The organism is Paenarthrobacter sp. NPDC090517, assembly GCF_044769165.1.
GTDB lineage: Bacteria > Actinomycetota > Actinomycetes > Actinomycetales > Micrococcaceae > Arthrobacter.
In genome coordinates, this window is sequence record NZ_JBIVXN010000006.1 from 172,790 (window position 1) to 190,275 (window position 17,486).

Genomic DNA, 17,486 nt, shown 5'->3' on the forward strand with positions numbered 1-17,486 from the left:
GTCCGCCGTGCCGGGTGACAGCTTTATCTCCACGGAGACTATCCGGAGGATTCGGTTACGGCGGCAGCAGTTGCGGGCTCCCTATGCCGGAAGTCCCGGCGATGTGGTTCGCAACCTCCTGGCCGTCCAGTCCCAGGAGTTTCCCTACGCGAGGTGGACGCTTGCGCAAAGAAGCTCCACCGGCGCTTCGTCGATGGTCACGGCGGCAGAGATTGAGCAGGCCGTAGCCGACGGAAGCATCCTGCGGACGCATATCCTCCGGCCAACCTGGCATTTTGTGCACCGCGACGACCTCGGTTGGTTGATGGCATTGTCCGCAGATCGCCTCCACCAAGGCAACAAGGGCATGTACCGCCAAACAGGAATTGATGAGGACTCCGCAGCCAAGAGCGGCCGGATCCTGGCCGCTGCCGTGGCGGACGGAGCGCACAAGACACGCGAGGAACTGGCCGAAGTCCTGGGGCAGTCCGGATTTCCCAGCAGGGGGCTGGGCTTCATTTACCACCTCATGCACGCGGAAATCAGCGGCGTCCTGGTCAGTGGCTCGCCCGTCCGCTCTACAGGAGGCGCCCTGAAACAGACCTATGCCTTGTTTGACGAACGGGTACCGGACCCGGTGCTGTCACCCTTTACATCCGAAGGCCGCGACGAGGCCCTTGGACGGTTGGCACTCCGTTACTTCACCAGCCGGGGACCCGCCACTGTCAAAGACTGTGCGGCATGGTCCGGTTTGACCATGAAGGAGGTAAAGCGGGGAATCGACGTGGCGGGTCACCAGTCTCCCGGGAGTTTGGGCTCGGTGCAGTTTGATGGTCTCGGGTTCCATCTGGCCTCCGAGGAAGTGGAAGCCCTCGAAGGTGGTGTTCATCCTTCTCCCCCTGAAGACTCCGGCCTTCCCCGCGTAGATCTCATCCAGTGCTACGACGAATACGTGATGGGCTATTCACAGTCCCGGCACTTCCTTGGCGGAACAGCGCCGTACTTCCCCGAGGACAACGGACCCATGCATGTGGTCCTGCTGGATGGCAGGTTGGCTGGGTGGTGGCGCCACGGGTTCTCCGGCGGAACCTGCAGATTGGACGTCCGCATGAACCAGCCCACAACTGCGCAAGAGCAGGAAGCCCTGCAGTCCGAGGCGGATCGCTACGGCCGTTTCCTGGGCATGGAGACCAAACTGGTCTGAGGCGGCCGGATTGGTCTCACTGGGCAGGACTAAGCTGGGATGAGACCTAGGAGGCCTGCACTGTGAACAATCTGATCTTCTGGATCATCGTCTGCTCGTGGCTGATTCCGCTCGGCATCCGCCTGTACAACCGCTCCCGGGCGCGCCGGATCCAGCAAAACAACTTCCGCGGCCCCGGCTTCCCGCAGCAGAATTACCCGCAGCAAAATTACCCAGGGCCGGGTTACTCGAATCAGCGTTATCCAGGTCAGAGCTACCCGACGCAGAATTACCCCGGGTACCCGTCCGAACCAACCGTTATCCGCCCCGCGGATTCGACACCGCAGGCCGGGCCGCCGTCGAACCCTTCATCCCCGGCACCGTTCCCCCCAGCGGGCGCTTCGGAGCCGCAGGGATTCCGCGCGCGCAAGCTGGCCGAGCTGGACACGAAGTTCAGCAACGGCGAGATCGCCATGGAGGATTACATGAAGCAGCGCGGCGAAATCATGAACGGCTAGGGCTAGGCGAAGAATGATTCGCGGAGTTGCGCCGAGAGCTGGCCAATCTCAGTGAGGAAGCCATCGTGACCAATCGGGGCCTCAATGAGGTGGACCGGCACATCTCCGGGTAGCGCGGCGGCAAGTTCCCGCGACTGTGCAGGGAAGTAGAGCCTGTCGCTATCCACCGCCGCCACGAAGAACTCAGCCGTAGCGCGCGACAACGCCTGTTCCAGCGGGCCGCGGCCCCTGGTGACGTCGTGGGACATCAGGGCTTCGGTGATGGCGATGTAGCTGTTGGCGTCAAAACGGCGGACCAGCTTGGTTCCCTGGTGGTCCAGGTAGCTTTCCACCTGGTAGCGGCCACGCTCCCCCAACACCGCGGCGGCGAGTGGCGTTTCCTGGTGCTGGGCTTCCCTGCCGAAGCGGAAATCCAGCTCCAAGGCTGAGCGGTAAGTGATGTGGGCGATGCGTCGGGCCAACGCCAAACCATGTTCGGGTGCAGTGCCGCCGTAGTAGTCACCGTTATTGAAGTTCGGGTCCTGCCTGATGGCCAAGGTTTGGGCCTGGGCGAAGGCAATCTGCTCGGCCGTGCTGTAGGCGCCCACCGAAATTACGGCGCAGCGTTTGACCCTGTCAGGGAACGTCACAGCCCATTCAAGGGCCCTGGCGCCGCCCATGGAACCGCCCAACACGGCATGCCAGGCATCGATTCCCAAGGCATCGGCCAGGCGCGCCTCAGCCTCCGTGCTGTCGCGCAGCGTGACCAACGGGAAACGTGAGCCCCAAGGACGTCCGTCCGGCGCTTCTGACGATGGGCCGGTGCTGCCATAACAGCCACCCACGATGTTGATGGAAATGACGAAAAACTTGTTGGTGTCGATGGTGGCACCCGGCCCAACGAGTTGCTCCCACCAACCTTCCTCGTCGGTGGCTCCACGGGCTACGTGAGTGCTGCCCGTGAGCGCATGCTGGATGAGGACGGCATTGGAGGCATCGGCATTCAGCTGCCCCCAGGTCTCATAAGCGAGGACGACATCGGGGAGGAATCCGCCGGCCTCAAGTTCCAACGGCCCGATGCCGGCGTACTTGACGGTTCCGTCTTCCTCTCCGGATTTTGGAAGGGCAGTAGCAGTAATGGTCATTCCTTTAACACCTTAACCTCGCGCTTGCCCGTCGCCTTGCGTGCGAACAGGCCTGGTCTTCACCCGGGGCACCCCACCGCGGAGGAGGGTTGCCGGCCAGCAAGCCGGGGCTATGTGCTGGCACTCATGACCTAATACGAAGAGTCTAGGAAATGCAGGGCGGTTCTGGCGAAGAATGTGACAACAGTGTGACGGTTTAGGGTGTCTTCGTTCACGAACGAGCACCCGGAACTGCCGCCCGGCGAATAATCGTCGACGCGAGCGGCAGTCGGGTTAAGACTTCGGGGCGCGGCGTTAGGCGCCCTTGGCAGCCCGGAAGCCGGCTTCGAGGTCGGCGATGATGTCATCGACGTGCTCGATGCCCACGGACAGGCGAACGAGGCCAGGGTTGACGCCCGCAGCGACCTGCTGTTCCACCGTCAATTGGCTGTGCGTGGTCGACGCCGGGTGGATGACCAGCGAGCGTACATCACCGATGTTGGCAACGTGCGAGTGCAACTCCAGGCCGTCCACGAAGCGCTTGCCCGCTTCTACGCCGCCCTTGATGTTGAAGGCCACAATGGCGCCTGTGCCCTTGGGGCCGTACTTCCGGCCACGGTCATACCACGGGCTGGACGGCAAGCCCGCATAGGCGACCGATTCGACGTCGTCGTGCTTTTCCAGCCATTCGGCCACCTTGGTGGCGTTGGCCACATGGCGCTCCACGCGCAGGCTCAAGGTCTCCAGGCCCTGGGCAATGAGGAAGGCGTTGAACGGGGACACGGCAGAGCCGAGATCGCGAAGCAACTGGACGCGGGCCTTGAGGATGTAGGAGAGGTTCGCCCCCAGCGCACCGTCCTTGCCGATGTCCCGGGCGTAGACCAGGCCGTTGTAGCTGGGGTCCGGAGTATTGAAGCCAGGGAAGCGCTCGGGGTCCTTGCCGAAGTCGAAGTTCCCGGAATCCACAATCACACCGGCGATTGCGGAACCGTGACCACCGAGGTATTTGGTTGCAGAGTGGACCACAATGTCCGCTCCCCACTCGATGGGACGGATCAGGTAGGGCGTGGACAGCGTGTTGTCGACGATGAGGGGCACGCCGGCCTCGTGGGCAGTGCGGGCGATGCCCTCGATGTCCAGTACGTCCTGGCGGGGGTTGGACACGACCTCGCCGAAGAACAACTTGGTGTTGGGCCGGACGGCGTCACGCCATTGGTCCAGATTGTCCGGGTCCTCGACGAACGTGACCGAAATGCCGAACTTCTTCAGCGTGTGAGCCAGCAGGTTGTAGGTGCCGCCATACAGGCTGGGGCTAGCCACGATGTGATCGCCCGCCTCGGCGATATTCAGGATGGCGAACGTCTCCGCAGCCTGTCCGGAGCTGAGCAAGAGGGCACCCAGTCCACCTTCCAGGCTCGCGACCCGCTGCTCCACTGCATCCTGCGTCGGGTTGCCGATCCGGGTGTAGATGGGGGCGAGCTCGGCCAGGGCAAAGCGATTGGCGGCGCTTTCGGCACTGGGGAACACGAAGGACGTGGTCTGGTAGATCGGAAGCGAGCGCGCACCTGTGGCGGCATCAGGCTCCTGGCCTGCGTGGATCTGGCGGGTTTCGAAAGACCATCCTTGGGACATGCTGTTCTCCTGTTCGTGGCGCATGGGTTTGGCGGCAATGTGAAGCGGTGTGAGCTGGGGCCAGTCTAAGAACTGCCCGGAGGCGAAGACAGCTTTGTGACGCCGGTGGAAACTTTCGGTCTTCCCGCGTCCCTCCATGACGCCCACTACCACCACTTATACACATCCCACCTTAGTTAGGCTTGACTTAGCTGAGACCCCGATCACAAAGTGCCAAGATGAAGCCATGCGCATGGATCACGTCTCTTACGCCTGTGAACGAGATGGCCTTTTGGCCACTACCGAACGAATTTCCGCGGCACTGGGAGTGGACGCTGTCCGGGGCGGAGTGCACCCGCGCTTCGGTACCCGGAACATGATCATTCCCCTTGCGGATAACAAGTACCTGGAAGTGGTGGAGGTCCTTGACCACCCCGCTTCCGACAAAGCACCCTTTGGCCAGGCCGTCCGTGCCCGCTCGGCTGCCGGTGGTGGATGGATGGGCTGGTGCGTCGCCGTTGACGACCTTGCGCCGTTCGAAGACCGGCTTGGCCGCTCGGCTGTTCCGGGCAACCGTAAGTTCCCCGACGGACGCGAACTGGTGTGGCAGCAGATTGGCATCCTCGGCCTGATCGCTGATCCCCAGGTGCCCTACCTGCTCAAGTGGGAGGGCGACCCCTCGCTGCACCCGTCCAGGATCTACGAGAGCGACGTCAAGATGTCCAGCCTCACCATTGCGGGCTCCGCTGAACGCGTCACCGAATGGTTGGGCGAACCGGTGGAGAAGCCGCTGGAGGATGTCGCCGTCCAGTGGATGGCACCGCACGGCACTCCTGGCATCCTCGCTGTGACTTTCGAGACCGCCTCCGGAGCCGTCACCATCTAACCCGATCCATCCGGCTGGTCCCTGCCCCGGTCACCCATGTCCGGAGCCGATCATGTCCGGGCTAAGCTTCGGCCGCCATCAGCGGGTGCCAATGACGTCACCCGCCGATGGCGGCCGGATACTTTTAACGGGCGCCTACCCCAGGCCCATTGCCTTGCCGAACAGGCTGAATCCAACGAACGCCACGATGTCCAGCAGTGCGTGGGCAATCACCAAGGGCATTACCCGCTTGGTCTTGGTGTAGATCCACGCGAACAGCAGGCCCATGACCACGTTCCCTACGAACGGCCCAAAGCCCTGGTACAGGTGGTAGCTTCCCCGCAGGACGGCACTGACCACAATCGCCGCCGGCAGGCTCCACCCGAATTTACCGAAGCGGTCCATAAGGTACCCCACCACGATCACTTCTTCCACGATCGCATGGCGCATGGCCGAAAGGACCAGCACCGGCACCGTCCACCAGTAAGCGTCCAGGCCACTGGGCACAATCGCAGTGGTGATTCCCAGCGCCCGACCCGCGGCATACAGGCCGAGCGAGGGTATGCCAATCGCAGCGGCCAGGCCAACACCTTGGAGAAGGTCCTTGCCGGGCCTGGCAAAGTTGAAGCCTAGCCGGGCGAATGCCGAGCCGCCCCCGCCTTCCCTGCCGCCAGATGAATGGGTGGACAGAAAGTAGAACACCAAGGCCACGGGCACCAGAGCGAACACAATATCCAGCAATTGGTACGTGAGGTCGAAGTACTCGCGCGTGCTTTGGGACCTGTTCAGGGTTGACGTGGCGTCCGCCAATGGTGCCCTGGTCATCTTGTCCAGCAACTGAACTACGGAGTAGACGGCGGACTGGCCCAAGGACAGGCCCAGCACAATAAGCACTTCGGCGCGCAGCCGGCGACGGGAAGCAAGGAACATGTACCCACCCTATGCTTGGTGGGATGGGTGCCCCTGAGAGAATCTTCATGATCCGGCACGGCCAGTCAGCCGCGAATGCCGACACGTCCATCTACAACCGTGTGCCGGACTACCGGATCCCGCTGACGGAGCGAGGGTTGGAGCAGGCCCGGATTGCCGGGGAGGACATACGCCGGAAGCTCGATGGAGAACAGGTCTGCGTCTATGTCTCCCCCTACTTGCGCGCGTACCAAACCCTCGAAGCCATGAACCTCGGTCCCCTGATCGAACGCGTGGTTGAGGAACCCCGGCTTCGCGAGCAGGACTGGGCAAACTTCCAGATCGCCGGGGAGATCGAGGACCAAAAGGAACTGCGCAACCTCTACGGCCACTTCTTCTACAGGTTCCGCGAGGGCGAGTCCGGTTCGGATGTGTATGACCGGGTGTCATCCTTCATGGAGACGCTGTACCGGCACTGGCAGAAGCCTACTTACGCACCAAACACGCTCCTGGTCACGCACGGGCTGACCATGCGCCTTTTCTGCATGCGTTGGTTCCACTGGACGGTGGAGTACTTCGAGTCGCTCAACAACCCGGACAACGCCGAGCTTCGGACCCTGATCAAGAACGACGACGACCAGTACAGCCTGGATATACCGTTCAGCCAGTGGGTGCCCAGGGAGGTAGACGACTCAGTGCTGCACGCACCGAGGATGCGCTTCTAGCGTGCGCTGTTCAGCGGGCAGGTCTCAGCCGGCGGGTCTCAGCCAGCAGGTGCGACGATGACTTCGGTGCCCTTGGCTTCGAACGCTGCTTTATGTTCGGCACTGATGCCGGAATCCGTGATGAGGTGTCTGAAGTCGTAGCCTGCCATGGCGGCAAAGGAGCGACGGCCCACTTTGGAAGAGTCGGCCACCACATAGGACTCGGTGGCACGGCGTGCCATCACCGTGTTGACCATGGCTTCGCCTTCGTCGGTGATGGTGGGGCCGAGGTCCGGGTCGACGCCATTGACACCGATGAACGCAATATCCAGGGCAACTTTTTGCATGATGACGTCCGTGTAGGGACCCACCAGCTCGTAAGAGCGGGGGTTGAGGATGCCGCCGGTGACCATGATCTTGATGTTCGGCCGGACTGCAAGCTGCGAAGCGATGTTGATCGCGTTGGTCACCACAGTCAGGGTGGGCCGGTTTGAAGGTGCGTTGAGGTCCTCGCGGGTGGACAGCAGCTGGGCCAAAGCAGTGTTGGTGGTACCGCCGCTGAGTCCAATGACGGCACCCGGGCGGATCAATGCTGACGCAGCCAAGGCGATTTCCTGCTTGGCCGCAGCATGGTCGTCACGGTTGTAGCGGCCCGGAAGGTCGTAGGCAACGGACCCGGTAGTGGCGCCGCCGCGGGTGCGGCTGAGCAACCGCTGCTTGGCGAGGCTGTCAAGATCCCTGCGGGCCGTGGCAGGTGAGACGCCCAGGCGGGTCACGATGTCCTCGACTTCCACATGGCCGGACTCGGCCAGGAGGTCGAGTATGGCAGTGAGCCGATCGGTGCGGGTCATGACAAGCCTTTCGCGGGTTCCAGCGAGTTCGCTTTGGCGAACAGCGTCAGCATACGTGCGGACTCCAGCACAAGGGCATCCCGGCCGGCCTTGATGTATTTCCGGGAATCCACCACTGCAGGGTTGGCCTCGAGGTACCCACGGACGGCGCGGGTAAAGAACCCGTTCAAATGTGTGGATACGTTGATCTTAGTCATACCCGCACGGATAGCGGCTATAAGCATGTCATCTGTCACACCGGAGGAGCCATGGAGGACCAGTGGTTTTCCCACCGCAGTTTTCAGTCTGGTGATGAGGTGCAGGTCCAGCGCGGCGCTGCGTTCGGTCATCGCGTGGGACGAGCCGACAGCTACAGCGAGCGCGTCCACTCCTGTTGCCTCAACGAATGCGCGGGCCTCACCGGGGTCCGTTCGGACACCGGGAGCGTGGGCTCCGTCCTTGCCACCCACTTTTCCAAGCTCGGCCTCCACATAGACACCGCGCTTGTGGGCATACCTGGCCACCCGTTGGGTGACTTCCACGTTCCCGTCGTACGGCAGGTGCGCGCCGTCGTACATGACGGAACCGAAACCCAGGTCCACGGCGGCGATCGCGAGATCTTCGGATTCTGCGTGATCCAAGTGAAGGGCAACGGGCACGGCAGCGGAACGGGCGATTGCCAGGGCTGCCGCCGCGAGGGGTTCGAGTCCGCCATGGTACTTGGCGCAGTTCTCGGAAATCTGCAGAATAAGCGGGACGCCGGCCGCCTCGGCCCCTGCCACCAGGCCTTCGGCAGTTTCGATGTGAATGATGTTGAACGCACCTTGTCCTGTGCCCGCGGCGGCGGCCTTGTCCATGAGTTCCCGAGTGCTAACCAGGGTCACCGGGTCTCCTTCCATGTCACGATCAATTGGTCTTGGAGTTCCTTGAATCGCGGCGAAATTTCACCTGCGGCAGGCATGAGCACGGCCGCGGCCGACCAGGCGGTGGCGCGGCGAAGAATTTCCCGGGGCTCTGTGATGCCTTCGGCGAGTGCGACGGCGGCAGCCGCCACCCCGGCGTCGCCAGCCCCTGTGGGGTTACCGCTGAGCGCTTCGGGCAGCCGGGCGCTCCAGTAACCGCCCGGGGCGGCGTGGTCAAAGGCGAGCATGCCGTCCGCTCCGGCGCTGACGAGGACTGTTCGGGCACCCATGTCGATCAGCGCCAATGCGGCAGCTTCAAGGCTGGACTCCCCCGTCGCTTCGGCCAGCTCGTGATGATTGGGCTTGAGAATGTCGGCACCGGCTTTCGCCGCGGCGATGATCCCCGGACCGGACGTGTCGATGATGGCCGGGATACCGGCGTCGTGGGCAAGGCGAACCAGCTCCGGGTAGAAATCCTCAGGAGCGCCCGGCGGCAGGCTTCCCGAACCGACCAGGACGGAGGCCGGCAGGTTGCGGTTACCGCTCACGGCCTCCACTACGGCGATCCGCAGTGAGCGCCAGTCATCCGGCAGAAGGGCTTGGCCCTCCTCATTGAAAATGGAGGTCTCCCCAGCAACGGTGTCCACCAGCGCGATGCTGCGGCGGGTTTCAGCTGCGACTCCCACCAGCGTGTGCGGCACCCCGCTGGTCCACAGTTCAGCAGCGAGGGTCTGCCCTGCCGCACCGCCGGTGGGGGCAATGGCGAGCACGGGGTACCCCAACTGGTGAGTGACACGGGCTACGTTGATGCCCTTGCCTCCCGCACGACTTATGGGCGTGGGAACCCGGTGGCTGGAACCCTCAGTGATTCCGTGGACGGTGTAGGTCATGTCGATGGCCGGATTTGGAGTGACGGTAATAATGCGGTTCACGTTGGCTCGCTTCATCGTGCGCCTCCCAAAAGTGCCCGGGCATTCAGTGCCGCGCCGAGCAAGCCGGCGTCCTGCCCCAGTTGGGCACGAATGAGTTGGGGCCTGCGCTGGAAGTCCAGGATGGTGTCAACCCGTTTACGAAGGGGCTCAAGCAGCTCGTCGCCTGCTTCAGCGAGACCTCCGCCAATCACCACGGCTTCGGTCCCAATAATGTTTACGCACTGGCAGATAGTGAAGGCCAGAGCATCAACAGCATCCGCCCAAACACGTGCGGCCACGGCATCTCCCGTGTTTGCCCTGAGCAATACACCGCGTGCACCGTCCACCGGGTTTCCCGATGCCCGGTGGTAACGCTTGGCAATTGCACCTGCTGAGCCCACTGCTTCCAGAATGGTCGAGCCTGTGGCGTCCGGTCCGGCGTCGGGGTCCGGGACCTGGGCGTGGCCGAGTTCCCCGGCGAATCCCCCTGCGGTAACGGCCTTGCCGCCCGAGAACACAGCTGCAGCAATGCCGGTTCCCACCACCATCACCACAACATCGTTGAACTCTTTGGACCCTCCAAAGCTGTGTTCAACTGCTGCAGCGGAACGGACATCGTGATCGAATGCAACGGGGATGCCAAGCCGCTTTTCAGCTTCGGCAGTGAAGGGGAAGTTACGCCATCCGAGGTTGGCGGAATAGACGCCCACTCCGGCCACGGAGTCCACGATTCCAGGGACGATGATGCCCGCTGCCCTGGCGGGAGTTTCAGGAAACTCAGAGTCCAGCTCGGCTTTGAGCTCAGCAAGCCTGTCCAGTACCGCTTCGCCGGGGCGGGCAGGATCCAACGGCGTAGGGACGCGGCGCATGCCCAGGACGGTCCCAAGTGCGTCCACCAAACCAGCCTTGATGTCTGTCCCGCCGACGTCGAACGAAAGGACCGGCGATTCTGCGGCTCCGAGAACCATGATGGGCTGCCTAGGCCGAGGCGTCGAGAATAACGGAGCGCGTCAGGTTGCGGGGCAGGTCCGGATTCAGTCCACGAACGCGCGCACGCTCCAAGGTGACCTTGTGGACGCGTGCCAGTTCAGCCAGCGGGTGCTTGTCCGTGTGGATGTAAAGGGCGCCAGTGACGACCATATCGTTGTCCAGGCCCTCGGGCTGGGCACCAAACAGCCAAGTGACACGGCCGGGGGCGGCGATGGAGATGGGGCCGTGCCGGTATTCCATGGCGGGGTAGGACTCGGTCCACCCCTGCACGGCTTCGCGCATCTTCAATCCGGCCTCGTGGGCCAGCCCGACCGTCCAGCCGGTGCCGAGGAAGGTGAATTGCTCGGCGTCCAGGAGTTCCTGGGAGACCGGCGCAGCCACTGCATCACGGGCATCATCGATTGCCTGTTGCACGTCGATGCCGAGGCTGGTCAGCAGGTAGACCAACGCCGTGGTGGCGAAGCGGGTCTGCACCACGGAGCGCTCATCGGCGTATTGGAGGCTTACCACGGCGTCTGCCAGCTCGACGATTGGCGAGGAGATGTCGCCAATGATGGCTACGGTGGGGACAATCCCCTTCAAATCAGCCAAAATCTCGAGCACCTCAGTGGTGGTACCTGATCGGGTGATGGCCACAACGGCGTCGTACTGGCGATCGGCGCTGTTGCTGTTCAGGAAAGCCTCTGAGGCGGCGAACGCATCCGTGACCCCTTTGCCGGCGGATTCGCGGGCCGCGGCGTAGCTCTGAGCCATGAACCAGGATGTGCCACAGCCGATGACGGCGATGCGCTTGCCGTCCGCCGGAAGCAACTGCTCCGCACGTGCCTGCTCCACGGCGCGCTGCCAAACCTCGGGTTGGGAAACCAGCTCTTCTTCCATGAAGGCACCCAGTGTGTTCTCGCTCATCGTGTGTTTCGCTCCCGCTCAGCTTAATGACGTTTTCTGATCTATAGAAACACTAAACGATCATTTTCGATCTAACAAGGATCATTCGTGTGCTGAGACTGCTCATTATTCGCGCATCATGAGCGGCGAGCGTTAAACCCAAAAAGGAGGGGCTGCGTTCCAACCGGAACACAGCCCCTCCTTCTTGTCTCTAACTTGTCCTTAGACAGCCCGCACGCCGGCCCGCCACACCGAATGAGTCAACGGAATCCCGGGACGGTACGCCAGATGCGTGGCCGACGGAGCCTTCAGCATGTGCAAATCAGCGCGATGTCCGACGGCGAGCGAACCCACCGCCCGTTCGCCGTCGACGTCGTTCCCTGACTCCCGGCCCAACGCCAAAGCGCCGCCATACGTCGCCGCGCGGACGGCCTCGTGGACGCTCAAGTGCATCTGAAGCACAGCCGTGGTGACACAGAACGCCATGGAGCTGGTGTACGAGGTCCCCGGGTTGCAGTTGGCCGCAAGGGCAATCTGTACGCCCGCGTCGATCAGTTCACGGCCAGGCGCCAAGGGCTGCCGCGTGGAAAGGTCACAAGCGGGAAGGCACGTGGCCACCGTACCGCGCGCGCCCGTTCCGGAGGCCACATCCCAGCCGGCCCACGTTTCCGCGAGCGCCCGGACATCCTTATCCGAAAGGTAGTTCACGTGGTCCACGCTCGCAGCCGCGAACTCAACGGCCAAAGCCACACCAGGCCCCTCCCCGAGCTGGTTGCCGTGAACCCTCAGGCCCAGCCCGGCGTTGCGGGCAGCAGTGAGGACCCGCCGTGACTGATCCTCAGTGAACGCTCCGCGCTCGCAGAAGACGTCAGCCCAGCGGACATGCGGCAGGACGGCGTCCAACATGGGGCCACACACCAGGTCCGTGTACTCCTCAGGATCGGAGCCGCCGGGAACCAGGTGCGCGCCGAGATAGGTAACCTCGTCCACTTCAGCTGCTGCGATGCGGGCGCTACGGGCTTCGTTCTCCACGTCCAACCCGTAACCGGTCTTGCTCTCCAAGTACGTGGTTCCTTGCGAAACTGCCTCAGCCACCCGCTCCCGCACGAGGCGCGTAAGTTCGTCGTCGCTGACGCTGCGCGTGGCACCCGTGGTGACGGCGATCCCGCCGGCGCTGTAGCTTTCGCCTGCCATTCGGGCCTCGAACTCGGCAGTGCGGTCACCTGCGAAGACGAGGTGTGAGTGCGAATCCACCCAGCCGGGCAGGACGGCGCGGCCCTCAGCGTCGATCCTTTCGTCACCGGCCGGGGCGTCTTTGGCAGTGCCGATCCATGAAATCCGCTCGCCTTCGATCACGATGGCGGCGTCCCTGAGGACCCGGTGCTCCAGGTCCTGGGTCATCAGTTCACCAATATTGGTGATGACCGTGCTGTTTCTGTTGCCGCTTGTGATTCCGCTCATGACCCTATTGTTCAGCGTCGGATGGACCAGCGTACGGCCGCGAGCTGCTCCGCTGTCCGGGATTCCGGACTGTCGTCCTTCACCTCGCCGAGGATCAGTGCGGCGGCCAGCTGGGCGATGGCGGAAGATGTTTGAAAACCGTACCCCCCTTGACCGGCGAGCCAGAAGAAACCGGGCGCTTCGGCGTCGAAACCCACAACCGGGATTCCGTCCGCCGCTTCTGTCCTGAGTCCGGTCCAGGCACGGTCCACCGAGCGGATGCCCAGGGAAGTGACCGTATTGAGTTTGCCGATCAATGTCTCCACGTCCCCGGGGTAGGGTTTGGCATCCTCGGCTCCGCTGGGCACGGTTTCCGATGGCGAAATCAACACCTGGTTGCCCTCGGCGCGGAAGTAGAACGAGTTATCAGCGGCACACACCATGGGCGTTTCCGGCGACAATGGATTCTCAACGTTCACTATCGCCGCAGTCCGGCGGTAGGGCTGCAGTCCCAGCTTCTCCACACCACTGATGACAGCCAGCTCGTCCGCCCATGCTCCTGCTGCGTTAACCACGACGCCGGACTGGAATCCTTCCGTACCCGCGCCCAGTTGCCAGCCGCTCCCCAGCCGCTGGGCCGAGTGGACTTTGGCTCCGGTGATGATATCCACACCTGCAGTTTCCGCCGTCCGGCGGTGCTCCTCGAGAAGCAGTGGCGCGTTACAGCCGAAGGAGCCGTCATCCAGCCCCGCGGCGGTGAAGGATGCAGGATTCAGGGCCGGGCAGAGACGCATGGCTTCATCGTGTGGGATGGGGTGCATGTTTCCGCTGGCTTCGGCGCTCACCGTGGCCTCATCGCCCACCAGCATGAAGCCCCGGGGTGTCAGGATCGGCGTTCCTGCCTCTGCGTCCCGGGCGGACAGCATGTCGAGTGTGCGGATGGTCAGATCCTGGACCACGGCCGGTCCGTAGCTGGGGATCAGTTGCCGGGCCGACCGCGAGGAAGTGTGGAAAGCCAGGGACTGCTCAGCCTCGACAAGGGCCACCGAGCACTTGCCCGCGAGAGCCGCTGCCAAGGACAGTCCACCGATGCCGCCGCCAACGATTACCACGTCATAATTCGAAGCCATGACTCCATCCTGACAGACCGGATGCTCTCTCACATCCCGCGCCCTTCAGCCGGACGCTCGCTCACTTTCATCAAGAAAGCGAGCGAGCGTCGGCCGGAAACCCGAGGGACGTGAGAGAGGGTCGGCCGGAAACCCGAGGGACGTGAGAGATGGTTGCTTAGGCGACCGCGGCGCGACTCTTGACGAACGCCTGAACGCACGCTTCGACGTCGTCCGCGCTGTGCGCAGCGGAGAGCTGCACACGGATGCGGGCCACACCCCTCGGCACCACGGGGAAGCTGAAGGCCGTGACAAAAACGCCGTTCTTGAGCATTTCATCGGCAACCTTGGCCGCAACCACGGCGTCGCCGAACATCACGGGGATGATGGCGTGTTCGCCGTCGAGGAGCTCGAAGCCTTCTTCGCTCATGCGGCGACGGAACAGCGCTGCATTCTCGAACAGGCGGGTACGTAGATCGCCGGACTCCTGCACGAGCTCGATCGCCTTGATGGTTGCCGCAACGATGGCCGGGGCAAGCGAGTTGGAGAACAGGTACGGGCGCGCCTTTTGACGGAGCATCGCCACGATTTCGCCGCGGCCGGAAACGTAACCACCCGAGGCGCCGCCGAGAGCCTTGCCGAACGTACCCGTGTAGATGTCCACGCGCTCCGAAACACCGGCGTGCTCAGGGGTGCCGGCGCCGGTGGGGCCCATGAAGCCAACGGCATGGGAGTCGTCCACCATGACCAAGGCGTCGTGCTTCTCGGCGAGGTCGCAGATGGCCTCAAGCGGAGCGAGGTACCCGTCCATGGAGAAGACGCCGTCCGTGACGATGATCTTCCGTCGGGAGCCCTCGGCCTCAACGAGCTTGGCTTCGAGATCAGCCATGTCCTGGTTGGCGTAGCGGAAACGCTTGGCCTTGCTCAGCCGGATGCCGTCGATGATGGACGCGTGGTTCAGGGAGTCCGAGATGATGGCGTCTTCAGGACCGAAGAGGGACTCGAACACGCCACCGTTGGCGTCGAAGCAGCTGGAGAAGAGGATAGTGTCCTCGGTTCCCAGGAACTTGGAGACCCGGGTCTCAAGCTCCAGGTGCAGGTCCTGGGTTCCGCAAATGAAGCGAACGGACGCCATGCCGAAGCCGCGCTCGTCCATGGCGGACTTGGCGGCCGCAATGATGTCCGGGTGGTCAGCCAGGCCAAGGTAGTTATTGGCGCAGAAGTTCAGGACCTTGTTGGCCGGCTCGCCGAGCTGACCCGCTGCGATATGGCTGGCCTGGGGGGAATCGATGTGGCGTTCGGTTTTGAAGAGTCCGGCGCTGCGGATCTCGTCCAATTCGCCTTGCAGTTGGTCTTTGATGGCTGAGTACATGGTGCTCCTAAAGTCTTTGGGGATCCGGTGGGTTCGGTCTGGCTACAGTTCGGTCGGGTTAGAGTTCGGTCCAGTCGAGGACCACTTTGCCACCGGTTCCGTTGCGTGCGATTTCGAAGCCCTTTTCCCAGTCCGCTGCAGACAGTTTGTCTGTGACGACTGCGGAGATGCTGCGGTGCAGCACGGGGTTGGAGGACAGCATGGCGCTCATGGCGTACCAGGTCTCGAACATTTCCCGGCCGTAGATGCCCTTGAGCGTGAGCATGTGGGTCACTACCTTGCCCCAGTCGATGTCAATGGACTGGCTGGGCAGGCCAAGCATGGCGATGCGGCCGCCGTGGTTCATGTTGTCGATCATCTCAGGCAGCGCTGTGGGGTGTCCCGACATTTCCAGTCCGATGTCGAAACCTTCGCGCATGCCCAGTTCCTGCTGCGCTTCGCGAACGCGCATCTTCGAAACGTCTACGGCGAGGTCCACGCCCATCTGGCGCGCCAGTTCCAAGCGAGGTGCGGACACGTCTGTGATCGCGATCTTGCGGGCACCTGCATGGCGGGCGACGGCGATGGCCATCAGTCCGATGGGACCTGCACCGGTGATGAGCACATCTTCTCCCACCAGCGGGAAGCTCAGTGCGGTGTGGACGGCGTTGCCGAAGGGGTCGAAGATGGCGCCGAGCTCAGGGGTAACTGACTCATCGTGGTGAACCCAGACATTGGTTTCCGGGATGACGACGAATTCGGCGAAGGCACCATCGCGCTGCACGCCGACGGAGACGGTGTGGATGCACATCTGGCGACGTCCGGCACGGCAGTTGCGGCAGATTCCGCACACCACGTGGCCTTCGCCGGAGACCTTGTCCCCTACCTTGACGTCACGGACGTCCTCACCGATTTCCACTACTTCGCCATAGAACTCGTGGCCGGCAATGAGGGGCGTTTCAATGATGCCCTGGGCCCAGGCATCCCAGCTCTGGATGTGGAGGTCGGTGCCGCAGATACCGGTGGTCATCACACGGATCTTGACGTCACTGGGGCCCGCTTGGGGCTCTGGACGTTCGACGAGTTCGAACCCTGCATGGGGTCCGGATTTGTAGAGAGCCTTCATGGAATTCCTCACTGCCGGGGCTGCTTCACTGCTGCTGAATCCATTAGAGCCCCGGGCACGATTTAGCACAACTAGAATCTTCTCAATCAACGATTTAGGATTTGCTAATGGAAATTCATCAGTTGCAGATGCTTCGCGAACTCGGAGACCTGGGAAGCGTCAAGGCCGTCGCTGAGACATTGATGGTGACACCATCGGCAGTTTCACAACAGCTTGCACTGCTGCAGAAATCCGTGGACGTGCCATTGACGCGCAAAGAAGGCCGCGCTCTGGTGCTCACGGACGCAGGCCGCGTCCTCGCAGAGGCGGGTGCCGCCGTCGTGAATGCCATGGCCGATGCGCGGGCTGCGATCGGCGCCTATCACGACGCTCCGGACGCGCCAGTGAGCGTCAGCGCGTTTCACAGCGCGGGGCAGGCGTTGTTTGCGCCGTTGGCGGCGCTGTTGGCGTCCGACGGCGGGGAGTCGCCTCGCCTGCGGCTGTCCGATGAAGATGTGGCCCAAGAGGATTTCCCGGGGTTGGCTGCGCGATACGACCTTGTTTTGGCGCACAGAATGGACAACAGCCCGTCGTGGCCGCAAGACAAGGTGGCGGTAATTCCACTCGCCGACGAGCCCTTGGACATCGCGCTTCCGGCAGCTCACCCGTTGGCAAACCGCCGCGAACTGGAGCCGTCCGACGTCGTGGGTGAATCCTGGGTGACCAGCCGCGACGGCTACTCCCCTGCAGACGTCCTTGCCGCCGTCGTTGCCGTGAGCGGACGACCGGCAGAAGTACTGCACCGCATCAACGACTATTCGACCGTGGCTGCGCTGGTGTCTGCCGGTGGCGCGATCGGGCTGCTGCCGCGGTTCACGGCACGCCGCGTGTTGGACTCCGGAGTGGTGCTGCGTCCACTGTCCGGGGTGAATTCGGTCCGCAAGATCGACATCCTGGCCCGGCCGGAAACGCTCAAACGGAAATCGGTCATGACGGTTTGCGAGTCACTTCAAACCGTCATGACCGAGCTTGTCGAGCTATCGGCCCCCGCTCACCCCACTAAGTAGCAGCACATGCCGTTCTGAGTGCTG

At 63.0% G+C, this 17,486-nt stretch carries 17 protein-coding genes and 1 riboswitch; of the genes, 5 read left to right on the forward strand and 12 right to left on the reverse strand.

The features are described from left to right. Positions 1 to 7: 7 nt before the first annotated feature. Entirely contained in the window at positions 8 to 1,183 is a 1,176-nt protein-coding gene (locus ACIQTW_RS18005; RefSeq protein WP_402939692.1) for a winged helix DNA-binding domain-containing protein, read from the forward strand. 62 nt (positions 1,184 to 1,245) lie between these two features. Continuing rightward, entirely contained in the window at positions 1,246 to 1,680 is a 435-nt protein-coding gene (locus ACIQTW_RS18010) for a hypothetical protein (RefSeq protein ID WP_402939695.1), read from the forward strand. 2 nt (positions 1,681 to 1,682) lie between these two features. On the opposite strand, the gene ACIQTW_RS18015 is transcribed toward ACIQTW_RS18010, so the two are convergent. After that, a complete protein-coding gene (locus tag ACIQTW_RS18015) occupies positions 1,683 to 2,804 on the reverse strand; it encodes a homoserine O-acetyltransferase (RefSeq protein ID WP_402939698.1) in 1,122 nt (373 codons plus the stop codon). 15 nt (positions 2,805 to 2,819) lie between these two features. After that, positions 2,820 to 2,936, reverse strand: a riboswitch (SAM riboswitch). A gap of 162 nt (positions 2,937 to 3,098) precedes the next feature. Continuing rightward, positions 3,099 to 4,439 (reverse strand): bifunctional o-acetylhomoserine/o-acetylserine sulfhydrylase, encoded by a 1,341-nt coding sequence (locus tag ACIQTW_RS18020; RefSeq protein WP_402939701.1) that lies wholly within the window; start codon positions 4,437 to 4,439, stop codon positions 3,099 to 3,101. A gap of 202 nt (positions 4,440 to 4,641) precedes the next feature. Here ACIQTW_RS18020 and ACIQTW_RS18025 point away from each other — a divergent pair, with 202 nt between their 5' ends. Then, complete coding sequence (locus ACIQTW_RS18025; protein ID WP_026005588.1) at positions 4,642 to 5,280, forward strand: VOC family protein; 639 nt, start codon at positions 4,642 to 4,644, stop codon at positions 5,278 to 5,280. A 135-nt stretch (positions 5,281 to 5,415) separates the two neighbouring features. Here ACIQTW_RS18025 and ACIQTW_RS18030 read toward each other — a convergent pair whose 3' ends face one another. Continuing rightward, entirely contained in the window at positions 5,416 to 6,189 is a 774-nt protein-coding gene (locus ACIQTW_RS18030; RefSeq protein ID WP_402939704.1) for a CPBP family intramembrane glutamic endopeptidase, read from the reverse strand. Between the two features lie 23 nt (positions 6,190 to 6,212). Here ACIQTW_RS18030 and ACIQTW_RS18035 point away from each other — a divergent pair, with 23 nt between their 5' ends. Beyond that, on the forward strand, positions 6,213 to 6,893 hold the full coding sequence (locus ACIQTW_RS18035) for a histidine phosphatase family protein (protein WP_402939707.1): 681 nt from the start codon (positions 6,213 to 6,215) through the stop codon (positions 6,891 to 6,893). A 38-nt stretch (positions 6,894 to 6,931) separates the two neighbouring features. Here ACIQTW_RS18035 and ACIQTW_RS18040 read toward each other — a convergent pair whose 3' ends face one another. The 9 genes from ACIQTW_RS18040 to tdh all read right to left on the reverse strand — a co-directional run bounded on the left by ACIQTW_RS18040 (position 6,932) and on the right by tdh (position 16,416). Beyond that, positions 6,932 to 7,723 carry a DeoR/GlpR family DNA-binding transcription regulator gene (locus ACIQTW_RS18040; RefSeq protein ID WP_402939710.1) on the reverse strand — a complete coding sequence of 264 codons (792 nt, stop codon included), beginning with the start codon at positions 7,721 to 7,723 and terminating at the stop codon, positions 6,932 to 6,934. Continuing rightward, entirely contained in the window at positions 7,720 to 8,601 is an 882-nt protein-coding gene (locus ACIQTW_RS18045; RefSeq protein ID WP_402939712.1) for a class II fructose-bisphosphate aldolase, read from the reverse strand. The genes ACIQTW_RS18040 and ACIQTW_RS18045 overlap by 4 nt, the downstream gene beginning before the upstream one ends. Continuing rightward, entirely contained in the window at positions 8,583 to 9,551 is a 969-nt protein-coding gene (locus ACIQTW_RS18050; RefSeq protein ID WP_402939715.1) for a 1-phosphofructokinase family hexose kinase, read from the reverse strand. Before ACIQTW_RS18050 ends, ACIQTW_RS18045 begins: the two co-directional genes overlap by 19 nt. Continuing rightward, entirely contained in the window at positions 9,548 to 10,483 is a 936-nt protein-coding gene (locus ACIQTW_RS18055; RefSeq protein ID WP_402939718.1) for an ROK family protein, read from the reverse strand. The genes ACIQTW_RS18050 and ACIQTW_RS18055 overlap by 4 nt, the downstream gene beginning before the upstream one ends. Before the next feature lie 10 nt (positions 10,484 to 10,493). After that, complete coding sequence (locus tag ACIQTW_RS18060; RefSeq protein WP_402939721.1) at positions 10,494 to 11,411, reverse strand: SIS domain-containing protein; 918 nt, start codon at positions 11,409 to 11,411, stop codon at positions 10,494 to 10,496. Positions 11,412 to 11,612: 201 nt separating this feature from the next. Continuing rightward, a complete protein-coding gene (gene hutI / locus ACIQTW_RS18065; RefSeq protein WP_402939724.1) occupies positions 11,613 to 12,851 on the reverse strand; it encodes an imidazolonepropionase in 1,239 nt (412 codons plus the stop codon). 11 nt (positions 12,852 to 12,862) lie between these two features. Next, entirely contained in the window at positions 12,863 to 13,960 is a 1,098-nt protein-coding gene (locus ACIQTW_RS18070; protein ID WP_402939727.1) for an NAD(P)/FAD-dependent oxidoreductase, read from the reverse strand. Positions 13,961 to 14,117: 157 nt separating this feature from the next. Continuing rightward, the gene (locus tag ACIQTW_RS18075) at positions 14,118 to 15,311 is read right to left on the reverse strand and encodes a glycine C-acetyltransferase (RefSeq protein WP_402939729.1); all 1,194 of its coding nucleotides are present in this window, start codon (positions 15,309 to 15,311) and stop codon (positions 14,118 to 14,120) included. Between the two features lie 58 nt (positions 15,312 to 15,369). Further along, positions 15,370 to 16,416 carry an L-threonine 3-dehydrogenase gene (tdh, locus tag ACIQTW_RS18080; RefSeq protein ID WP_178996469.1) on the reverse strand — a complete coding sequence of 349 codons (1,047 nt, stop codon included), beginning with the start codon at positions 16,414 to 16,416 and terminating at the stop codon, positions 15,370 to 15,372. Positions 16,417 to 16,523: 107 nt separating this feature from the next. Here tdh and ACIQTW_RS18085 point away from each other — a divergent pair, with 107 nt between their 5' ends. Beyond that, positions 16,524 to 17,462 carry a LysR family transcriptional regulator gene (locus tag ACIQTW_RS18085; RefSeq protein ID WP_402939732.1) on the forward strand — a complete coding sequence of 313 codons (939 nt, stop codon included), beginning with the start codon at positions 16,524 to 16,526 and terminating at the stop codon, positions 17,460 to 17,462. Positions 17,463 to 17,486 lie beyond the last annotated feature (24 nt).